Origin of the sequence: Beggiatoa leptomitoformis (assembly GCF_001305575.3) — a bacterium.
GTDB classification, from domain to species: Bacteria; Pseudomonadota; Gammaproteobacteria; order Beggiatoales; family Beggiatoaceae; genus Beggiatoa; species Beggiatoa leptomitoformis.
In genome coordinates this window covers 2,114,144-2,134,349 of sequence record NZ_CP012373.2, presented here as the reverse complement: position 1 = coordinate 2,134,349, position 20,206 = coordinate 2,114,144, and the positions used below count along the sequence as shown (strand labels likewise).

Below are 20,206 nucleotides of genomic sequence, written 5' to 3'. Positions count from 1 at the left end.
ATAGTTTTGCAAGGATTATGCGCAACGGATTAATCCAGCCGTTGCTATAACAACTGAGCGGGAACACTTGTCGATGGACGCGTTGTTTTTGATGTTAAAAAAGGACGTAAGATTTTTAGCGTTTGTTCCTCATCTAACTCGCCAATATGACGTGTAATAATATTGCCTTGTGGGTCAATAAAAACGGTAAACGGTAGCGCACCGATGTTATTGCCCAAACTTTTTGACAAATTCACGCCCGCCTCTTCGCCCAACAAAATCGGATAATTCATTTTTAGGCTGGTATTAAACTCAGTAACGGCTTCAGCTTCATCAATCGCAATGCCAACAATTTGTAATCCTTGCTCTGCATAAGTGCGTTGTAAGTGCATGAACATAGGAATTTCTTGAATACACGGCGGACACCAAGTTGCCCAAAAGTTGAGAATGACAACTTTTCCGTCCCATTCACTATTTTTCCGCTGTTTTCCTTGCAAATCAGGTAGGCTAAAATCAGGACGCTGTGTTGCCGTCTCTGCCCGCGCTGTGCGCAATAATAAATTGACGTGGTCATCTTCACTGGTTTCTAGGGACATGTCAGTATTCGCATGGTTTAAGTACTGATAAGATAAATAACCACTCATGCTTGCAATAATGGCGGCCAGTATCAATAAAGATAGAAATTGTTTCATAATGTTTGTTTAAACCGTTCTATATGATTAAAAAATGTGTTTGCAGGTGTAAATCCAACAACACGATAAGCACGTTTTTCTATGCCGTCGGAGCCATAAAAAAGAATCGCAGGGGGGCCAAAAATGCCAAATTGTTTGTATAGGGCTTTATCTTGCGCATCATTTGCAGTGACATCTGCTTGTAATAATACAAAATCTTTAAGACTTTCTTGCACATTTCTATCGGTAAAAGTAAAGGCTTCCATTTCCTTACAAGAAACGCACCAATCTGCATAAAAATCAAACATAACGGGTTTTCCTGCTTGTTTAGCCATTGCAAGGGCTTGATTTAATCCTTCTATGCCTTTAACAGTTTGAAAACTCAAGCCTGATGAGTTTATTGTCGCGGTGGAAGTACTACCGTTTTGTAAGCGTAAAGGATATAAAACGGCTTGTCCGCCTTGGCTGGCGGCTATCATCAATAAAACCCCATACACCAAGAAAATAACGCCAATACCTTTCCATAAACGTCGCCAATGTGACATGCCTGCCTGTAAACTGTCTAAGGCACCCATATAAACAGCAGAGACAATCAGTAAAGTTGCCCATCCCATTAATACAATAAAATCAGCTAATAAACGTTCTAATAACCACCAAGCAGTTGCCAGTAATAACACACCAAATACGTTTTTTATCGCGTCCATCCATAAACCTGCGCGGGGTAATAATTGTCCCGCAGAAGTCCCAATAATTAATAAAGGTATTCCCATCCCTAAACTTAATGAAAATAAAGCTAATCCCCCAAATACCGCATCACCTGTTTGGCTGATATAAATTAAAATGCCCGCTAATGGCGCAGCAACACAAGGACCAACGATAAGTGCGGAAAAAAATCCCATCATAGCAACACCAATCCATGTCCCACCTTGTTGATGATTGCTTAATTCGGTTAATTTGCTTTGTAACGCATTGGGCATTTGTAAGTCGTAAAAGCCAAACATAGAAAACGCAAGCGCGACAAATATCAACGCGAAAACAATTAAAACAATGGGTTCTTGAAAAGCGGCTTGTAAATTTTCCCCTACCATTCCTGCAAATACACCCGCGACCGTATAGGTGAGTGCCATTGCTAAAACATAAATGAGCGATAATAAAAACGCTGAACGTGTCGATAATTGCTTACCTTGTCCCACGATTATGCTGGATAAAATGGGAATCATGGGAAAAACACAAGGGGTAAAAGACAGCAACAAACCAAAACCAAAAAATAGCAATAACGTATAAAAAATATTATCTTGCATCAAGGCTTGAGCGATTTGGTCTTGTTCGGACAAGTTAGGCAATGCGGGTGTAACCGCTGTTGGGGTTGAGACAGGTGTGATGGTTTCTGCTGGCGTGGTGGGAGCGGGCAAAACAAGGCTAAGTGTTTTACTCATTGGTGGATAACATAAGCCTGCGGTGGCACAGCCTTGATAATCTACTTGTAAATTGAGTGTGTGACTGCGGATATTTTCTAAGGTTAATGTAATAATGACTTCTGTTTGCTCATAGACTTGCACTTTCCCAAACAGCGGGTCATCTTTAGTTTTACTGGGGGGTAAGGCAATATTGCCAATGCTCGCATTATCTGCAACAAAGTGCATTTTTTGCGCGTATAAATAATAACCTTCTGCAACCAGCCATGTTGCCCGTACTGTTTGGTGATTAATGGTCGTGACGGTTAAAAAAAAGGCTTTTTCAGGGTCTAAAAAATCCTCTTCTTCATTCAAGGCGGGTTGGGTTGCTGTTTCACTGGCGGGTGGAATACCATTTGCTAAAGGCTGCAAACCATTATCTGCTGGTTTACTATTATGTTTGGATTGTTGCAACATATCGTTTAAAGTCGGTGGATTAGCAACGGCTATGCCCATCCACACGCTAAAAGATAAGTAGCATAAATAAGCAAAAAAATGAGTACGCATGAGTATTTTTAAGGGTATCGTAGAAAGTTGTTTTTAATATGGAGGATAGGGGATTATCCTTCAATCAAAAAGTGTTTAATCGTTATTGCTATTTGAGTAAGTGCTTAGGGTTTATATTTATTAATTGGATAGATAAAGCGGATGATTTGTGTGATTTGATAACACTTTTTATGATGTCTCGCTTACAATCAATCATGAAAATTGCGCATTCAATATTATTGGTGAGTGAGATAAAATTATCTTTATAGCGTGTTTTAATATTTATTTTTCTGCAAATTAAATTATAGCGGTTATATAACTATTTAATTTTATAATTTTTAACGCTGGATTTTTCTAAAAACGTTTAAAAAATAAACCTTATTCTTAAATATTTTCTCATTTTTCTTCAATTTTAACTTTTATAGGATAGTCACTACATGGAGTTGACTCCACTTACTGCTATTTCGCCAGTTGATGGGCGTTATCATCATAAAACCCTTGCGTTACAACCCATTTTTAGCGAATTTGGTTTAATTCGTTATCGGGTGCAAGTTGAAGTGCGTTGGTTGCAATATTTGGCGAGTGTGCCAGAAATCACAGAAGTTCCGCCATTAAGTACAGAAGCAACGGCGTTTTTAGACGAGTTAGTCCATCATTTGTCTTTGAGTGATGCACAAAGAGTTAAAGACATTGAAACTAAAACTAATCATGACGTAAAAGCGGTTGAGTACTTTTTAAAAGAAAAAATCGCAGATGTTCCTGAATTAGTGGCTCTTAATGAATTTATTCACTTTGCGTGCACGTCTGAAGATATTAATAATCTGTCTTACGCCTTAATGTTACGTGATGCACGGAAAACGGTGATTGCGCCATTATTGACACAAATCATCGATGTATTAAGTCATTTAGCGATTAAATACGCGAGTATTCCTATGTTATCGCGGACGCATGGGCAACCTGCTTCACCAACTACATTGGGAAAAGAAATTGCTAATGTCGTTTATCGTTTACATCGTCAGCGTGAATTATTTATGCAAGTGCCATTATTTGGCAAGATGAACGGTGCGGTGGGTAATTATAATGCGCATTTAGCGGCTTATCCGCAGTTAGATTGGGAAAGTTTTGCTGAAGATTTTGTCATGCAACTGGGGCTTGCGTGGAATCCGTACACAACACAAATTGAGCCACATGATTATATTGCGGAATTATTTAATGCGTTGGCGCGATTTAATACGATTTTGATGGATTTTTGTCGTGATATTTGGGGTTATATTTCGCTCGGTTATTTCAAACAGCGGTTAGTTGAGGGTGAAGTGGGTTCTTCTACCATGCCTCACAAGGTTAATCCCATTGATTTTGAAAATGCTGAAGGTAATTTAGGCGTTGCGAATGCGTTAATGGAACATTTGGCAAATAAATTGCCGATTTCGCGCTGGCAACGGGATTTAACCGATTCCACCGTGTTACGGACATTGGGCGTGGGGTTTGCGCACAGTGTGATTGCTTATGAATCATGTTTAAAAGGCGTGGCAAAATTAGAAATTAATGAAGCGTTGTTGCGGGCGGATTTAGAAAATAACTTTGAGGTATTAGCTGAACCTATTCAAACGGTTATGCGCCGCTATCAAGTGGAGCAGCCCTATGAAAAGTTAAAGGCGTTAACCCGTGGGCGAACAATAGATCAAGCACGATTACAGGCGTTTATTAAAGCCTTAGAAATTCCTGATGCGGAAAAAGAGCGGTTATTGACGATGACCCCTGCAACTTATATCGGTAATGCTACCGCGCAAGCGCAGGCAATTATTGATAGAGTAAAACAAAAAACGACAAAATATGCCTGAATTGAATGCAAATCGCAGTGTGTGGCAACGAATCCGCCAACAATGGCAAAACAGTTGGCAGATTTTGCAGGATAAAAAACGCTTAAAGTTTTTCGTGGCGTATCATCTTGTTTATGCTTACTATTGGTTTTTATTGAAAACGGTACGCATTCAAAAAACGGGGATTGAAGCTGTTTTTGCGGATATTGAAGCGGGACATTGCCCAATTTTTGCGGGTCCACATTTGCATTTATTAGTTTTTTTATTGGCTTATGATGGTAAACCTTGTGCTTTTTTAGCCAGTTCGAGCAAGGATGGGGAGTTAATTACCCATTTGTTGCATCAACGGGGGTTTTCTACGGCGCGTGGGTCTTCGTCAAATCGGGCGAGTGACGGTTTACGGGAGTTATTAGGGTTTATTCGGCAAAGAGTACCTGTCGGGGTAACGTTTGATGGCCCTAAAGGGCCTGCATTAGAGCCTAAACAGGGGGTTGCGATGTGTGCGCGGGCGGCGGATGGGCATGTGTATTTTACCTACGTTAATTTGGCGCAAGGTAAAAAATCTTTTTGGGGAATGCACTTGAAGAGTTGGGACAGGTTTGTATTGCCGTTTCCGTTTGCGCGGTTAGAAATGGTGTATGAAAAAATCGAGGGCTTGCCTGATAAGCGCGACCCTACTTTTCAGGAAAAGACTTTAGCTGAAATTCGTCGTCGTGCCTTTACGCAGTACGCATATTTGTTTGAATAGTCAGTAATTGCAGGGGCGAATTTATTCGCTTTTTGTCAGAAGTGTTACTTGATTAAGGGTATCTTGCTTCAGACGACAGGCGAATAAATTCGCCCCTACATTTTATTAGGTTGATGTAGCAGACTCATCGCCCATACAGGCTTGTAAATAGTTCTGTAGGCCAATGTGTTTAATCAAACTCAGTTGTTTTTCTAACCAGTAAGCATGGTCTTCTTCAGTATCATCTAACATCTGTTCCAGCATTTCGCGGGTAACATAGTCTTTTACCGATTCGCAGTAGGCAATGACGGTTTTTAATTCTTTGACCACGCTGTATTCTAACGCTAAGTCACTGTTTAACATGTCTGGAACTGTTTTACCGACATTTAAGCCATGACGCACGGATAAATCGGGCATACCTTCTAAAAAGAGAATTCGTTTAATCAGCCAATCAGCATGTTCCATTTCTTCTAACATTTCATGATGGCTTTTTTCATACAAGCGATGATAACCCCAATTGTGATACATCCGAGAATGAATCAGGTATTGGTCAATCGCGGTTAATTCACCCGCTAGTAAGTGGTTTAAGTGTTTAATAACGCCATTGTCACCTTGCATCACGTGCTCCTTCTTCAGTTTTTTGTATGTGATTGAAGAACGGTCTTCAACGGGGTAATTATTACATATAATGGGTGATTAGCGGTATTTTGTCATGATGGCGAGTACATTAAAAATAAGTAGATGATTCCGCTTTTTTACTCGATGGTTTGCAAAAGCAGTTCATTCCCGCGAGAAACGCACGTTTTACCTGTCAGGGCTAGATTCTTATGCGTATAAAATATAAACGCGGGAATAACATAACCTGTTTATTTTCATCACTCTACGAATTTGTTCAGACTGCTTTCGTCATTAGACCTTAATCGTCACCAATTCCGCTTGAATTTGTTGGCCAATTAAATGTTTCAAAATGGCATCCGCGCTGATTTCTTCTGTATTGTGTTCGACAATGAGGACGTGTGGTAAATTGTCTTGAAATGAGACGAATGCAACGCCTTGTAATTCTTGAATATCATGAGCAATGGCAACGCGCTCATCGTGGGTAAGGGTTTTATCAAGGTGTAACATTGCGTCAATATACTTATGTGTTTCGGCTGCTGTTTCGTCTCCCTCTTCTTTACCGATGCGTTTGATAATCGTTTGAATTTCTGCAACCACATTGTCAGGCGGTTCAAGTAGCATAAATCCTGTTGCATATAATTCGTGGTCAACTTTTCCTACCCAACGGCTTTGCGCCATACAGCAGATATGTTTGTCTGTTGTCATATCCACATAATGTAAATCAGCTTCTAACTTTTGTAAGCGAATGCCAATAATTACTTTTTTACCAACATCTATAGGCGTTTCACTGATAAGTAATAAGCCATTGCTGGAAATGTCGCCCAGATAGCCTAAGACTTTCCCTGTTTCAGAATCAAAGAGATGTAAAAACATGACTAATACTTGTCGTTTAAATTGACGGCGTTCTTTCATAATAACCTCGCTTAATGCTGTTTTATCCTGATGTTTAAAAGTTACAATTAATATAACCTTAACCTTATTATTCTGTGCTTATCAAGAATATCTTTTACTTTTGTTACTCATTAGCAACTCATCACTTATTTATCAACCATGTCCACACTTATAAGTCATACCCCTATTTGGCAGGCTTTACAAACACATCAACGCACTTTAACAGCCGTACATCTGCGCGATTTATTCGCTCAAGACCCACAGCGATTTGTAAAATACTCTTTGAGTGCATGTGGATTATTTCTCGATTTTTCTAAAAACCATCTCACTGGTGAAACGTTTAACTTGTTGCTCGATTTAGCAAGAAAAGTAGCGTTAGAAAGCCGAATTGAACAGTTGTTTCAGGGAGATAACGTTAATAACACGGAACAGCGCGCAGCGTTACATACCGCATTACGTAATCATTCTCAATATCCTATTTTGGTTGATAACAAAGATGTTATGCCTGCGGTCAATGCGGTATTGGCAAAAATGCGTCAGTTTAGTGAAACCGTCAATCAGGGAAAATGGTTAGGCTATACAGGAAAACGGATTGATACCTTAGTGAATATTGGTATCGGTGGTTCAGATTTAGGCCCTTTGATGGTAGTGCGCGCATTAAAAGCTTTTCATATTCAACCATTGCGTGCATATTTTGTGTCGAATGCGGATAGCACACAATTAGCCGAAATTTTGGCAGATTGTAATCCTGAAACAACCTTATTTATCGTCGCGTCTAAAACATTTTCCACACAAGAAACGCTGTTAAATGCACATAGTGCGCGCCGTTGGCTCATTGAGAAATTAGGCACACCGATGGCAGTCGCACGGCATTTTGTCGCAGTGAGTACAAATACCCAATTAGTGCAAGACTTTGGAATTGATACGGCGAATATGTTCGAGTTTTGGGGGTGGGTGGGCGGACGCTATTCGCTATGGTCGGCAATTGGGTTGTCAATTGCGGTCATGATTGGTATGGATAATTTTGAGCAGTTACTGGCGGGCGCACATGCGATGGATAGGCATTTTGCAAGCGCGCCATTAGCAGAAAATATGCCTGTTATCTTGGGTTTATTGGGCGTTTGGTATAGTAGTTTTTGGTCAGCAAATACGCATGTGATTTTACCTTATGATGTCGCATTAGAGCATTTTCCCGCTTATTTGCAACAGTTGGTAATGGAAAGTCTAGGTAAACAGGTTACTAAACAAGGGATAAATGTAGATTATGCAACTTGTCCAATCTCGTGGGGAACATTGGGGAATAATGGACAACATGCGTTTTATCAATTACTTCATCAAGGGACGCAACTTGTCCCTGCCGATTTTTTGGTAGCGATTGAAAGCCAGCATAGTTTAGGTGAACATCAGTTTGCGGTTTTATCTAATGCCCTTGCGCAAGCACATGTTTTAATGCAGGGGCGAACAGTCGCAGAAACGCGCGAAACTTTGCAGGTGACGGGGTTACAAGCTGAGGCATTAGAGGCAGCAATTCCGCATCGAGTTTTTAAAGGTAATCAGCCGTCAAATACGTTGGTTTATCAGAAACTCACTCCACAGGTATTAGGGGCATTAATCGCGTTGTATGAGCATAAAACCTTTGTACAAAGCGTGTGTTGGGGAATTAATGCGTTTGACCAGTGGGGGGTTGAGTTGGGTAAACAGATGGCAAGTACATTTTTAACAGAGTTGAAAAATACTAAGCCTAGTCAAGGCTATAATTCTTCTACTGATGGGTTATTGAATTATATTAAAACCCGCTTGGTGTGATTTTTTAGTTCTCAGCATGTAATGGATAACACCGCTTAGAGCGGTGGTATCCGTGCTGTTTTTTAATGTTTTAGGAGTGGAGCGGGGTTATTCAGTTGCTTGCATACTGTCGTTTGGCATGTAAAAGTAGATATTTCCATCTTTTATATGCAGTTGTAGTGTTATATTCCAATAGCTGGTGTTGCCATCGGCATTCGTAATCGATGCACGCGGTATGGAAAGTATGTCGTTGGTGAGTGTTCCTGTCACGCCTTCAGATACAGTGCCTGTTGGTTGTGCATTCAATAGTTGAAACCAGAAACCGTTGCTATCTATTTCAACAAGTTTCATATCCCCTTGAATCAGTTGGTCTGCATAAGTAACCCATGCACGTAAAACGCTTGTTTGTAAGTCAAAGTAAGCAGCAACAGGCAGTTGTCCAACGAAAGTCCCTTGACGGTATAAGTTGGGTGTTCCTGTATTGTTTAGCCAGCTTTGTGGCTCACCTTGTGGCGTTAGTCGGTCGGTTGCAATGTGTTGTGTGATGAGTTGATAGCCTAAAGAGCCGAATAGGGCATTTTCATCTGGCATCATGTAAACAATGCTGCTGTCGTCGCCATTGTAGGTAGGAAAACTATAGCTGCCAACATATTCAGCGATTAAACCATCTTTTCCATTGTTTAGGTTTAGGGTGTGAACTTGGAGTTTATCTGTTGCGGTGTTGTAAATATCGTAGGTGATAAAGTTATCGCTGGTTTTACTTAAATGAGGAAAACCAATATCTTGACCATTTGTGGGTTTAACCACGCTGAGTACTTTGCTCGAATTGATATTTAGCGAGTAAATTCCCCATAAACCAATCGTTTCACCTTCTGCTGTCCGTATTAGATTTTGTGCATCAAATAGGATAGTTTTACTGTCTGAACTGAATACCAGCGTATCCACGCCTGAAATGGTATCCGTTGGTTCAGAGCCGTCAAGTGCAGGGGCTTTAATGGTAAAGATTTTATTTGCTTCATTCGTGGTTAAATCAATGACAACTATTTGATTGGTTATCCTGTAATTATTGTCATAAAACGTTAAGGCGTAACGATTGCCATCGGGTGACATGGTAACTGAATGAACATCGTCAAATCCTGCACAGGCTTCTTGACCATTATTAATTTCTATAAAGCAAAGGTCGTCATTTGCGTTAATAAAAACCGCCATGCTTCCATCACCTTGAATACTAACCCGTTTTAATGGTTTAATACTTGATGTGGATAAAATAACGGGTTCGGTATCTCCAAGATTGGTGTCATAGCGACATAATTTTGTGTCCCCAGTGCTGGTTAAACAAGCCGATAACAAGGCATCTGGAGCTTCGCTTACAGGGTTAAATGATGTGGGTGAAGGGGTTGTGGGGTTGTCTGCAAGCAAACCAACGGCATCAAAAGCCTCAGCAACTTTTTGTGCTTCAATAGCATTTTGACCATATAAGTCATGAGCCGCGTTTATTGCCGCAAGACGGGCATCTGTAAATTGTGAATTACGGGTTAAGTATTGAGTGAGCGCGCGATAGAAAATCTTAGCAGCAGCTTCCGTCCCAATAGCATCATTAAGCCCGACACTTAACAGGTAAAACGCATGGTTAATAATGCCACTGTTAATATGCACACCACCATTATCCCCATCTTCTGTATTGGGTAGTGTTTGATAGCTACTCATCGTTGACGGTTGGTCATAAGCTTCAGGATTGGTGAAGCTGCGAATGGTTACTCCCAGCTCTTGCCCGCCTATAATCCAATCGGGTTGTCCTTGCGTGCGCGTTTGTGTCATTTCGCCGAAAATATCAGCAAAGGCTTCGTTTAATGCACCCGATTGACCTTCATAAACCAAGCCCGCACTATATTCAACAACTCCGTGGGTTAATTCGTGACCTACTACATCTGATGAGGCAGCGTAAGGTCTCGCATCACCAAAATACATCGCACTCCCATTCCAAAAGGCGTTATCGTAGTTTTCACCTACGCGCACGATACCGATAATTGAACCGCCTTGACCATTAATTGAATTCCGTTCCTGCTTTTGTAGAAAATAATCATAGACTTCAGAGATATTGTAAGCCGCACTAACACCATCAGCTAAAAAGTTATTATTGGTTGTAGAAGATAGTATGCTTGGTTGAACAATTTCAGCATCCGCATGTTGCGCGTCATAAATAAGGATTGTTCCTAAATTAACGTCGGGTTCAGTTAAACCATATTGGGCAAACATGGGCTTGCTGGTGTCATTAAGCACATAACGCCCCTCCTTTTCGAATACATTAATCGTGCGTACTTGTCCTGTTAAGTCTTGCCCAGAACCTGTTACGGCTGCACCATGAATTTGATTAAATTCAGCTAATACCTTAGCACTCAGTGCATCAACTACTACCATTATTCGTTGGTCTAACCGGGCTAGTACTTGAAAACGCCAAGCAAGACGCGGTTCTTGGTCAACGGTTGCGTAAATAATCAACACGGGCTGTGTCGCTTGTGTATCAACAGGATAGCTAGACATCACCTGATTACGTGCTTGTTCCGCGCTTATTTGCGGGGTGACATTGAGCGGATGACGTGGTGTTGCTGCATAAATACCATTCATCATCACTACGTTACCTTGTGCATCAAGGCGTACACCAATCTCTGCGGGCCACACTTCTAACCCTGCGTATTGTTGGGTAAAGCGTAAGCGGGTATTACTGTTGAGTGTGTCGTATTGTACTTGGTGTAATGCAAACTCTTGGTCGGGGTTTTGAATTTTTAATAGAAAACGGTTAATCCGTAAAAAATCCCGTGCGGTTGTTTCGTTTTGTGTGGTTTTTCCGCTCCGTGTTTGTAAACTATTTGCAGAAATCGTGTTGGCCGTTTGTAAGATACCGCCTTTAATTTCTCGGGGCGTACCATTTTTATTCCATTGAATATTAATGGGGTTACTTGAGCGTAGCGGGCTGTATAGTGGTGAGTATTTTAGCGGTGTTTCTGTGGGTGCATACGGTGCTGCACGTGTTGTTCGGGCGAGTGTGGCACGGGTTTCAGATAAGCTACGCGCTAGTTCATTAGGCGTTGCGGCGAATAATTCGGCAGATGTCAATAAAGCCATGATTACCAACCCACTAATGCCCGTATTGGGCAAGGTGATAGGCATGATAATTTTTCCTTTAGGTATTGTGTTATTAAGAGAGAGTAATAAAGAATGGAACAGCACGGTTTATAAGGCTTACAAACCGTTTTCATTATGAGTGTTATGTAAACGGTAAAATATAAGTAATGATGCTATCTTTCTATTTTTTAAAAATTTACTTAGAATAGCGTGCACAATGTGATATTTATTATCTAATATATTGTTTTAAAAATAAAAATGCCAGAATTTTTGCAAAAAAAAACGGATACCACCGTTTCAAGCGATGTTATCCGTTATTCACCTATTTCATACTATTGCAAGAAGCCTAAAAAAACAGGGTAAATCATGTTGGCATTTCGCCAATCAAATCCGTTTAAAACCGTATTTCTGCCATTCCTGCCACAACAGGGTTTGTTAAATCACCTGTTAGTTCTGTAAACTTATTAATAACATCATAGGGTAATAAGTTATAAATTAACTCCGCACGAATGACGGTGATGTTATCAGCCGTTATTTCATAACGTAGTGTCCGTTTTTCGTAAGGACGTAAACGGGTATCACTTCTGATATCCTTCTCTGTAATTTGATGCGGCAAAATAGGTTGCACGTCACCTGTTTCATTCACCACAATTAAGGATAAAAAGGCTTGTGGGTCGTCGGTATCAACAGGTGGAAAAGATTGGAAATTATGCCAAACTAATTGACCTTCTTTGCTGTATGCCGTGAGTTTTAAATAGGCATTGCGTAAGGGTGAGCCGTCAGGAAAATAATGTGGCAGAATGTTTTGCAAATGCACTTGTGTTTTTAACGTTTTTCCCTCTGCTTGCGTTTCTAAGGTCACGATAACCGCACGTTTAATCATAACTTCACTATGTCCGCCTGCAATCGCATGGTGAGTTGATTCGTTGATTTTTGGCATGTGACAAGATTGACAGGTAGGCGTTGGTTGCGTATTGGGTTCACTCGCTAGTACATGAAATTGACTATGACACCCAACACAGACTTGGCTGGTTCGTAGCATCGTTTGATTGGGTTCCATTGGGAATGGATGGGTTGCATCTAGCTCGGGTGCAAGGTAACGCCCTGAAGGGCTTTGTAAATGGGTGTTGGATAATAAATAGGTTTGTATGCCAAATAAAACCGCGCCTTTGTCGTCAAAAATGCCTTTAAAGTGTTTGGCGGTGTGGCAGGTGACGCAGCTCACGCCTTCGTGATAGTTGGCATCATCAAGTTTTGTTTTGGTGACAAGTGCCGCATTGGGCGCGTGACAGTTTAAACAAACAGGATACGCGCCTTTTAAAGTAATCCCTTCCGTCGTTGGGCTACCGACAACTTCTTTATAAATCCCCCCATGTACAGGGTCACTCAATGCCGTACTTTGGGCGTGCATAGAGCTTTGCCATTGTGCAAAAATATCTTGATGACAAGCCCCACAAATTGCTGTGGATAATTGGTGTGGGTCTAGCGTTGTGGGTGTTGCATGAATGTTTGTTGGTCCAAACAGGCAAAAAAGCAGTACTCCCCCCTTTATAACCAGTTGATATAAAATAGTTAATCTGGTGCGTAGCATGGGTAACTCCCAACATTGTTGTTATGTAGTTAATAAAGTTATACTGTTTCGTTAAAAAATGTCTCTCTGGTGTAACAATGCAAAAACTGTTCATATCTGGAAATAGCGGACATCACGGTTGTCAGTCGTTATAACAAACTATTTGCTATTATTTTATATGTCTAATGACCTATTTGTATCAGAATAAACATTTTGAAGCGTAATTATCACGTCATAATAAAGCGATAACGTGTTATATTAAATTTAGTTTTTTGGAGGATAATAGTATGAGTTTTCTAAAAAAAATAAAAAATTTAGTAACAAAAAATAATGATGATATAGAGATAACTGAAGAGGTTCACGAGTTTTCCCCCGAAGCATTAGATAGCCCTCCTAATTATGTATTTATTAACGCACTCCATGCGGTTAGGCAGGGCGATTTAGCAAAAATTCAGGCCTATCTCCAATTTAATAAAAATTACGTTTTTTGTAGAAATTGGGAAGATAAAACCCTGTTACACGATGCGGTATCAACAGCACGTGTTGAATTAGTGAAGTATTTGCTAGAACAAGGGGCTGATGTGGATGCTATTTGTAAAGAACAAAGTCCATTACATTTTGCCATTGAAGGGGATGTGCGTGAAATTGCGAATAAAACCCCCGAGCAATTTTTAGAATATCGTAAAAGACGGCGTGAAGTTGTACGTTTACTACTTGCCCATCATGCAGATTTAAATATTACTAATGCAAATGGCGAGTTTCCGATTCATACAGCAGCTAAATTGGGCTTGTTTGAACTGGTTGATGTGTTGTTAGGTGCAGGTGATGATGTCAATAAACTGACGGAACAGCCCAAAGACAACGAAGATAAAAATATTGTTAATCAAGCACGCACCCCCTTATTGTTAGTCAGTAAATACACAAAAGACTTAAAAACCATCCAGTTGCTACTGAATAAAGGCGCAAATCCTAATGTGACTGACCAAGAGCCGGGATATAACGCCTTACATTATCTCGTTGCTTATCGAGCAGTGAATCAAGAAAGGGATATGAAAGAAAGCCGTTTGCGTGATGTCGCACTCTTGTTGATACAATCTGGCGTTGATGTAAATGCACTAACTACTGATGTAGAAACACAAACAGCGTTACATCTAGCGGTAAATAACGATTATTTTTTACTCATGGAATTACTCATTCAACATGGCGCAAATATTGAGGCAAAAAATGCTAAAGGTTTAATGCCATTAGGGTTAGCGGCGCGCAATGGTGATGCACGCATGGCAGACTATCTGCTGAAGAAAGGGACGGGCGTGCGCCGTTCACGTGTCTTGTTTCATGCGGCTTCTTGCACAAAAAATGATACCGTTTTACGTGCTTTATTAGACCAAGGGGTGGATATTAATCTACCCGATGAAGAAGGTTACACGCCTATTTTTGCAGCAATTGCGGCTTATTCCTTGCACAATGTAAAATTACTATTAGAAAAAGGCGCGGATTTAACGCAACGTTCCCCCAAAGGACAAACTGTTTTAGAACTCGCTTTTGCCTGTTGGGGAGAAGTTTCTAATCTAACAGGTGAAACTGTTTCCGATGCGCGCAAACAAGCAGAAACGGATGCAAAAGAAATTATTAAATTATTGGGTGGTTTTGAACGTGCAGAGAAAAAGTTTTTTCCTTAATTTCTTTATAAAATAAGCATTGAAGGTATGTTATGCATAGTACACATCCTAATCGGCGGCATCTATTTTTATATTTAGACATTGTAAATTTAGCGACTCAAGAACTAATAGGGCATTTAGGCGATATTTCTAAAGAGGGTATTTTGATTATTACAGATAAGCCCCTCACCATGCACGGCATTTATCACATACGAATCAAGCTCCCTGAAGATGAAAACATCTCCAAACCTTTTCTCGATGTAACAGTAGAAGTTCGCTGGGAAAAACCCGATATTAATCCTAAATTACAATTAGTTGGCTGTCACTTTGTGACAATAGAACCTGATGACTTGTATCTTATTGATGACGTTAGTGAAGTCTTGGGTTTTAATGATTAACACACATAACAGGTAATAAACTTTGCTTTTCAGCATCACGCAACAGCCACTCAGGCAATATTCCTATGCCACGTCTTTTACTCAATTTCTTAAACTTGTTGCGCGCGCGACTGTCTTCCCGTATAGCTCTCTGGGTATTTGTTAGTATTGTTATTATTGAAATAATTATTTTATGGCCCTCTACGGTGCGTCGTGAATATGAAGTGATGAACCAGTTAGAACAAGTCAGCATTGCAACATTAGATGCGGTTGCACGTTTTAGTGAAGCACATACCAGCGCGGCAGAAATCCTAGAAAAAGCCCAAATGTTAGCCCCCGATTTCCCCATTTTAGGCGGGACGCTTTATAATCAAACAGGCAAACAATTAAGCCAATTTGGTGAGCAACCACAATTAGCATTCAATACAATCAACAATATCATAGAACCCTATCGCCAACGGACTGTTGATAACACCCGTTACGATGTTGCTCTCCCTGTTCAACCCAATAGTCGTCACGACTCCCTTGCTAAAGCCCTTGCCGAACAACATTGTCGTTACATTCCTAACGTCCACGCCATGCCTTGCCAATCATTGGGTAGTATTATCCTTGTTCTGCGTATTTCTGCCCAAAAAGTCAACGAAGAAGTAGAAGGATTTGTGTGGCGTATTGCAGGGTTAGTAGTGATTATCTGCTTATTTGTGACGGTTTCTATGCTTTTTGTGTTAGCTATCCTCGTTATTAACCCTATTTTACAACTGCGTACCGCGCTAACCAGTATTAGCGAAGTGACAAATGATGCACCCAATATCAAGCTACTCCGCACACAACGCTGTGACGAACTGGGTGACGTAATGCGAACCTTCAACAACATGGCAAAACGTCTTGTTGAACAAGTTAGTGACATTAAAGACCGTGAAAAACAATTAACCACGGTTGTCAATGAATTGTGTGAAGCCAATACACAAGCAGAAAAACTGCTCCTAAATATTCTACCTATTCCAATTGCAACCCAACTTAAACAAGGTGTTTATCCGATTGCTGAAAGCTTTCCCGAAGCAACGGTTTTATTTGCGGATATTGTTGGTTTTACCCAACTATCTGCACAAACGCCTCCCGCAGAAATGGTAGAGTTGCTTAACCAACTTTTTACTACCTTTGACCACTTAGCAGAACACCACGGGCTAGAAAAAATCAAAACGATTGGCGATGCCTATATGGTCGTTGGTGGCTTACCTGTGCCTAGTGACGAACATGTTGAAGCTGTTGCCAATATGGCATTAGACATGTTGCGTGATGTGCAAACGTTTAGCGGACGACAAGGCACACCATTAAGTATTCGCATCGGTATCAATACAGGGCCTGTGGTTGCGGGTGTTATTGGTGTGAAAAAATTTATTTATGACTTATGGGGCGATACGGTCAATACAGCCAGCCGTATGGAATCACATGGATTAGTCAATACCATTCAAGTGACAGAAAGCACTTATTTGCGTTTGAAAGATAAGTATCAATTTCAATCGCGTGGCACAATTGCGATAAAAGGGAAAGGGGATATGGCAACTTACTTGTTACAGAGTAAAACGTTGGTAGATATCTTGTTATAAAATAAGTCGGACTTGTTATTTAAAAAAAGATTATTGCTGAATAATACTACTTAAAACAACAATGTCGCTATATGTTTAAACCAGAATTGACGGAGACAGAAGTATTAATTTTTCGCTTTTTAATCCCAAAAATTCTGGTAGTTCTGTAAATTGTGATTTAAACAGTCTTTCGTTTTATAGGCGAGAAAAACGGATAACCGCGTTTAAAGCAAAAGAATTCAATAAGGCAACCACAACGGACGTTTTGCTGAAATCACTTTAGTATTCACACCCATAAAATTTAAACCGCCAAATAAACGGGCATACTCAATTTTCATGCAACGATTCATTACCACGTCTAAACCCGCATTCCGTGCTTTTGCAGCAGAAACCTCATCAATAATTCCTAATTGCATCCACAAGACTTTTGCACCAATGGCGATAGCCTGCTCAGTGAGGGCGGGAATTTCTTCTGCTTTACGGAAACAATCTACAATATCAATAGGGTAGGGAATAGATTGTAAATCAGGGTAACAGATTTCGCCCAAAACTTCTGTATAAATAGGATTAACAGGAATTACCTGATAACCCTGTTTTTGCAGATATTTTGCAGCAAAGTAACTGGGTCTATACCAATTATTAGACAACCCAACAATAGCAACCGTTTTATAGGCTTTTAAAATACGGCGTAAACTTTGGACATCATCCATATTATCTCCCCTTATTTATTCAGTTTTTGCAGAACGCGCCCCAAAAATAGCCGTACCAATGCGGACGATAGTCGCCCCTTGTGCAATCGCGGCTTGCATATCATCTGTCATTCCCATTGATAGCGTATCTAAAGACAAGCCTTGTGCTTGTAATTGTTGTAACATTTCATTCAATAAATGAAAGGGTTGGCATTGGGTTGTAAAGTCGGCAGCAGGTGCAGGAATTGCCATTAAACCGCGCAATTTTATATTCGGCAAGGTCTGAATTGCTAAGGCTAACGCGGGAACATCTGCCACACTTACGCCTGCTTTTTGCGGCTCAGCACTGATATTAACCTGAATACACACTTGTAGCGGTGGCAGTATTTGCGGTCTTTGCTCGCTTAAGCGTTTGGCCTGTTTTAGATTATCTAAGGTATGTACCCAATGAAAATGGGTTGCAATCACACGGGTTTTATTGGTTTGTAATGCGCCGATAAAATGCCATTCTACTTGTGGATAATCTACGCGTAAGGCTTGAATTTTTTCAACGGCTTCTTGTACATAATTTTCCCCAAAACAAGTTTGCCCTGCTTTAATAGCATTAATAATGGCTGTTTTAGGTTGCATTTTACTCACCGCAAGCAGTTGTACGCTGTTAGCGGGGCGATTAAATTGGCGTTCTGCCATTAAAATTTGTTGGCGAACATGGGTTAATGTATCGGCAATGCTGGACATAGTGATATAAGGATGATACTGAATGATTTATCTTGTGGGTTAGCAGGTATTTTTTTGTAAATGGATTAAATGAATATCCGTTGGATACGCATTCAATCCGTTGTTAATACCTTTTGTCTAGCTAGCGCGAATTTTAACCAACTCTTTCAACAAGCCTTCTAATCCGCCATAAACAGAAATACTGCCCACTTTTTCCGTGACTTTTTCCAAGGTTTCCAACTCTTTTAAACGTAATGCGGTTGGATTGTCTTCCATCACTTTCGCTGTATTGAGTAATGAGCGGGTAGCCGCAGTTTCTTCACGACGGCGAATTAAATTTGCCTGTGCAACTTTTTCTGCTTCAACAACTTTACTCAAAATGGTTTTCATTTCACCGGGGAGAATAATATCTTTAACGCCAACACTATGCACAACAATGCCTAAATCCGTCGTTTTTGCCTGAATATGCGCGAATACTTGGTCATCAATCATGGTTTTGTTTTCTAACAGTTCATCAAGGGTGCGTGTGCCTACCGCCGCACGTAAACCAAACTGCAATTCTTTATAAATAAAATCAATTGGTTTAGCCAATGCTAAACTCAGTTTTAAATAATCCGTAATTTGGTAACTAGCGGATAAATTAATACGCAAGGTTACTTTATCTTTAGTCAGAATTTCTTGTCCTGCAATTTCAGTTTCTTGCTGACGGGTGTCCACAATATCAACAGCAATGCGACGGTTAAATGTCCAATAGGCGTAAAGCCCTACATCCAAAAGTTTTAACCGCTTTCCGTCAACCGTTAAAATACCAACATGATATTCAGGAACAATAGGACTATAAATTGCGGTACTTAGACGGGAAGCTAACGGCGCATTTTTCGCGTAAATTAACATTGTCGCCTTTTCATGCGGAATTTCATAGTTCTCACTAATATCAATGATATCAGCTTCAACGGTAATTAAGCCTTTCCAATACAGTTGGCGAGTGGTGGGAAATAAAATATCAGTTACAACGCCATTTTTCCGAATCAGCGCAACTTGTTGATTATTTAGCTCTACCTTCATGCAATATTGTTGCATGGCATCCGCATATTTGGTAAGCAGAAAATCGAGCATCGGATGGTCAAATTCAGGTTTAGCAAGGTTAAAAACCTCTACCGTGATTTTCTTTGTAGGGTCAAAATAAGTATAAGTACCTGCCTCTAAAAACCCTTGAAAATCGCCGTCTTTGAATAACAAACCGCGTTCATTTTTGCGTACAACAAATTTACGCCATAACACCATCATGACTTATCCCCGTTTGACTGAAAATAATAATGTGGCTGTTCCACCGCACAATGTGGGTGCTGGTGCAGGGGGGCGATTGCACAACGACAATATTATTGCCTGTCTGCTAAGGTGATAAAAGCACCGCCACAGCATTACATAATATTGAGGAAGAACAACGGCACATCCTATCTTGCCCAACACACAAAACCTGTGCAGGCTGTTATGCGTTATCTGCTAAACCAGCCATTTAACTCATAACGGGAACAGTCACGGGTACTGCCGAATTTTAGGGTAGGAATCGAACCTACTACAGGTTGAGTAAAAGTCAACTGCTCTACCAAATGAGCTACCTAGCATAGGTGGTGTCCAATGCAGGAGTCGAACCTGCGACCTAATTAACAAGTAATTAAAACTCTACCACTGAGTTAATTGGACGGGATAAAGGAACTTTATTATCGGTACGCATCATGTCAATTTGCAGACACAGTGCGCCAGATGGGCATACAGAACCCAAGCAGCTGAATAATAAAATAAGCCTTTGCCCACTGACCATTATGCAGAAAATTGGGTATTGAAACAATCTATGTATTCAGTCTTAACGATAGATGGTATAAAAATAAGGGATGAGAAGATGTTAAATATAAAATCGGTTTCAAACGCCTAAACGAAAAAACGTATTTTAAGCGTGTTCGCGTTTTAAAATTTAAGTACAAAATGTCATTGCTAAACTAGATGAAATCTTGAGTTGTCTGCTTATCTCCTAGATAATTAAGAACCGCTGTTAAT

Annotated in this window: 15 protein-coding genes and 1 tRNA gene; 6 read left to right on the top strand and 10 right to left on the bottom strand. The window is 40.3% G+C overall.

Features of this window, described 5'->3' with window-relative positions:
- Window positions 1-44 precede the first annotated feature (44 nt).
- Window positions 45-671 carry a TlpA family protein disulfide reductase gene (locus AL038_RS08950; RefSeq protein WP_236839368.1) on the bottom strand — a complete coding sequence of 209 codons (627 nt, stop codon included), beginning with the start codon at window positions 669-671 and terminating at the stop codon, window positions 45-47.
- The gene (dsbD, locus tag AL038_RS08945) at window positions 668-2,611 is read right to left on the bottom strand and encodes a protein-disulfide reductase DsbD (RefSeq protein ID WP_062151975.1); all 1,944 of its coding nucleotides are present in this window, start codon (window positions 2,609-2,611) and stop codon (window positions 668-670) included. The genes AL038_RS08950 and dsbD overlap by 4 nt, the downstream gene beginning before the upstream one ends.
- A 416-nt stretch (window positions 2,612-3,027) precedes the next feature.
- Between dsbD and purB the strand changes: the two genes are divergently transcribed.
- Together purB and AL038_RS08935 are read left to right on the top strand one after the other, a co-directional pair.
- A complete protein-coding gene (gene purB / locus AL038_RS08940; protein ID WP_062151973.1) occupies window positions 3,028-4,431 on the top strand; it encodes an adenylosuccinate lyase in 1,404 nt (467 codons plus the stop codon).
- On the top strand, window positions 4,424-5,158 hold the full coding sequence (locus AL038_RS08935) for a lysophospholipid acyltransferase family protein (RefSeq protein ID WP_062151970.1): 735 nt from the start codon (window positions 4,424-4,426) through the stop codon (window positions 5,156-5,158). The genes purB and AL038_RS08935 overlap by 8 nt, the downstream gene beginning before the upstream one ends.
- A gap of 105 nt (window positions 5,159-5,263) precedes the next feature.
- Here the strand turns inward: AL038_RS08935 and bfr are convergent, their stop codons facing one another.
- Both bfr and AL038_RS08925 read right to left on the bottom strand, forming a co-directional pair.
- Window positions 5,264-5,755, bottom strand: coding sequence for a bacterioferritin (bfr, locus tag AL038_RS08930; RefSeq protein WP_062151966.1), 492 nt, complete (start codon window positions 5,753-5,755; stop codon window positions 5,264-5,266).
- Window positions 5,756-6,046: 291 nt separating this feature from the next.
- Window positions 6,047-6,667, bottom strand: a complete 621-nt coding sequence (locus AL038_RS08925; protein ID WP_062151963.1) for a PilZ domain-containing protein — start codon at window positions 6,665-6,667, stop codon at window positions 6,047-6,049.
- A 138-nt stretch (window positions 6,668-6,805) separates the two neighbouring features.
- Here AL038_RS08925 and pgi point away from each other — a divergent pair, with 138 nt between their 5' ends.
- Complete coding sequence (gene pgi / locus AL038_RS08920) at window positions 6,806-8,452, top strand: glucose-6-phosphate isomerase (RefSeq protein ID WP_062151960.1); 1,647 nt, start codon at window positions 6,806-6,808, stop codon at window positions 8,450-8,452.
- 87 nt (window positions 8,453-8,539) lie between these two features.
- On the opposite strand, the gene AL038_RS08915 is transcribed toward pgi, so the two are convergent.
- Together AL038_RS08915 and AL038_RS08910 are read right to left on the bottom strand one after the other, a co-directional pair.
- Complete coding sequence (locus AL038_RS08915) at window positions 8,540-11,599, bottom strand: M4 family metallopeptidase (protein WP_062151957.1); 3,060 nt, start codon at window positions 11,597-11,599, stop codon at window positions 8,540-8,542.
- A gap of 349 nt (window positions 11,600-11,948) precedes the next feature.
- Window positions 11,949-13,145: a cytochrome c family protein gene (locus tag AL038_RS08910; RefSeq protein WP_062151954.1), complete on the bottom strand. Its 1,197-nt coding sequence runs from the start codon at window positions 13,143-13,145 to the stop codon at window positions 11,949-11,951.
- A gap of 266 nt (window positions 13,146-13,411) precedes the next feature.
- Here AL038_RS08910 and AL038_RS08905 point away from each other — a divergent pair, with 266 nt between their 5' ends.
- From AL038_RS08905 to AL038_RS08895, 3 genes are all read left to right on the top strand, one after another.
- A complete protein-coding gene (locus tag AL038_RS08905; RefSeq protein ID WP_062151951.1) occupies window positions 13,412-14,803 on the top strand; it encodes an ankyrin repeat domain-containing protein in 1,392 nt (463 codons plus the stop codon).
- A gap of 32 nt (window positions 14,804-14,835) precedes the next feature.
- A complete protein-coding gene (locus tag AL038_RS08900; RefSeq protein ID WP_062151948.1) occupies window positions 14,836-15,180 on the top strand; it encodes a PilZ domain-containing protein in 345 nt (114 codons plus the stop codon).
- Window positions 15,181-15,245: 65 nt separating this feature from the next.
- Window positions 15,246-16,766 carry an adenylate/guanylate cyclase domain-containing protein gene (locus AL038_RS08895; RefSeq protein WP_062151944.1) on the top strand — a complete coding sequence of 507 codons (1,521 nt, stop codon included), beginning with the start codon at window positions 15,246-15,248 and terminating at the stop codon, window positions 16,764-16,766.
- Between the two features lie 218 nt (window positions 16,767-16,984).
- Here AL038_RS08895 and AL038_RS08890 read toward each other — a convergent pair whose 3' ends face one another.
- The 4 genes from AL038_RS08890 to AL038_RS08875 form a co-directional block, all read right to left on the bottom strand.
- Window positions 16,985-17,455, bottom strand: a complete 471-nt coding sequence (locus AL038_RS08890) for a CoA-binding protein (RefSeq protein ID WP_062151941.1) — start codon at window positions 17,453-17,455, stop codon at window positions 16,985-16,987.
- A 15-nt stretch (window positions 17,456-17,470) separates the two neighbouring features.
- Window positions 17,471-18,172, bottom strand: a complete 702-nt coding sequence (locus AL038_RS08885) for a YggS family pyridoxal phosphate-dependent enzyme (protein ID WP_062151939.1) — start codon at window positions 18,170-18,172, stop codon at window positions 17,471-17,473.
- A 117-nt stretch (window positions 18,173-18,289) separates the two neighbouring features.
- Window positions 18,290-19,438 (bottom strand): slipin family protein, encoded by a 1,149-nt coding sequence (locus AL038_RS08880; protein WP_201800148.1) that lies wholly within the window; start codon window positions 19,436-19,438, stop codon window positions 18,290-18,292.
- 342 nt (window positions 19,439-19,780) lie between these two features.
- Window positions 19,781-19,855 (bottom strand) — tRNA-OTHER (locus AL038_RS08875).
- Window positions 19,856-20,206 lie beyond the last annotated feature (351 nt).

Bases quoted from the DNA above. Each gene is read 5' to 3' on its own strand.
- AL038_RS08890 (WP_062151941.1), bottom strand. From the start codon at position 17,455: ATGGATGATGTCCAAAGTTTACGCCGTATTTTAAAAGCCTATAAAACG.
- dsbD (WP_062151975.1), bottom strand. From the start codon at position 2,611: ATGCGTACTCATTTTTTTGCTTATTTATGCTACTTATCTTTTAGCGTG.
- AL038_RS08935 (WP_062151970.1), top strand. From the start codon at position 4,424: ATGCCTGAATTGAATGCAAATCGCAGTGTGTGGCAACGAATCCGCCAA.
- AL038_RS08900 (WP_062151948.1), top strand. From the start codon at position 14,836: ATGCATAGTACACATCCTAATCGGCGGCATCTATTTTTATATTTAGAC.
- AL038_RS08880 (WP_201800148.1), bottom strand. From the start codon at position 19,438: ATGATGGTGTTATGGCGTAAATTTGTTGTACGCAAAAATGAACGCGGT.
- pgi (WP_062151960.1), top strand. From the start codon at position 6,806: ATGTCCACACTTATAAGTCATACCCCTATTTGGCAGGCTTTACAAACA.
- AL038_RS08950 (WP_236839368.1), bottom strand. From the start codon at position 671: ATGAAACAATTTCTATCTTTATTGATACTGGCCGCCATTATTGCAAGC.
- AL038_RS08925 (WP_062151963.1), bottom strand. From the start codon at position 6,667: ATGAAAGAACGCCGTCAATTTAAACGACAAGTATTAGTCATGTTTTTA.
- AL038_RS08905 (WP_062151951.1), top strand. From the start codon at position 13,412: ATGAGTTTTCTAAAAAAAATAAAAAATTTAGTAACAAAAAATAATGAT.
- AL038_RS08910 (WP_062151954.1), bottom strand. From the start codon at position 13,145: ATGCTACGCACCAGATTAACTATTTTATATCAACTGGTTATAAAGGGG.
- AL038_RS08885 (WP_062151939.1), bottom strand. From the start codon at position 18,172: ATGTCCAGCATTGCCGATACATTAACCCATGTTCGCCAACAAATTTTA.
- AL038_RS08895 (WP_062151944.1), top strand. From the start codon at position 15,246: ATGCCACGTCTTTTACTCAATTTCTTAAACTTGTTGCGCGCGCGACTG.
- AL038_RS08915 (WP_062151957.1), bottom strand. From the start codon at position 11,599: ATGCCTATCACCTTGCCCAATACGGGCATTAGTGGGTTGGTAATCATG.
- purB (WP_062151973.1), top strand. From the start codon at position 3,028: ATGGAGTTGACTCCACTTACTGCTATTTCGCCAGTTGATGGGCGTTAT.
- bfr (WP_062151966.1), bottom strand. From the start codon at position 5,755: ATGCAAGGTGACAATGGCGTTATTAAACACTTAAACCACTTACTAGCG.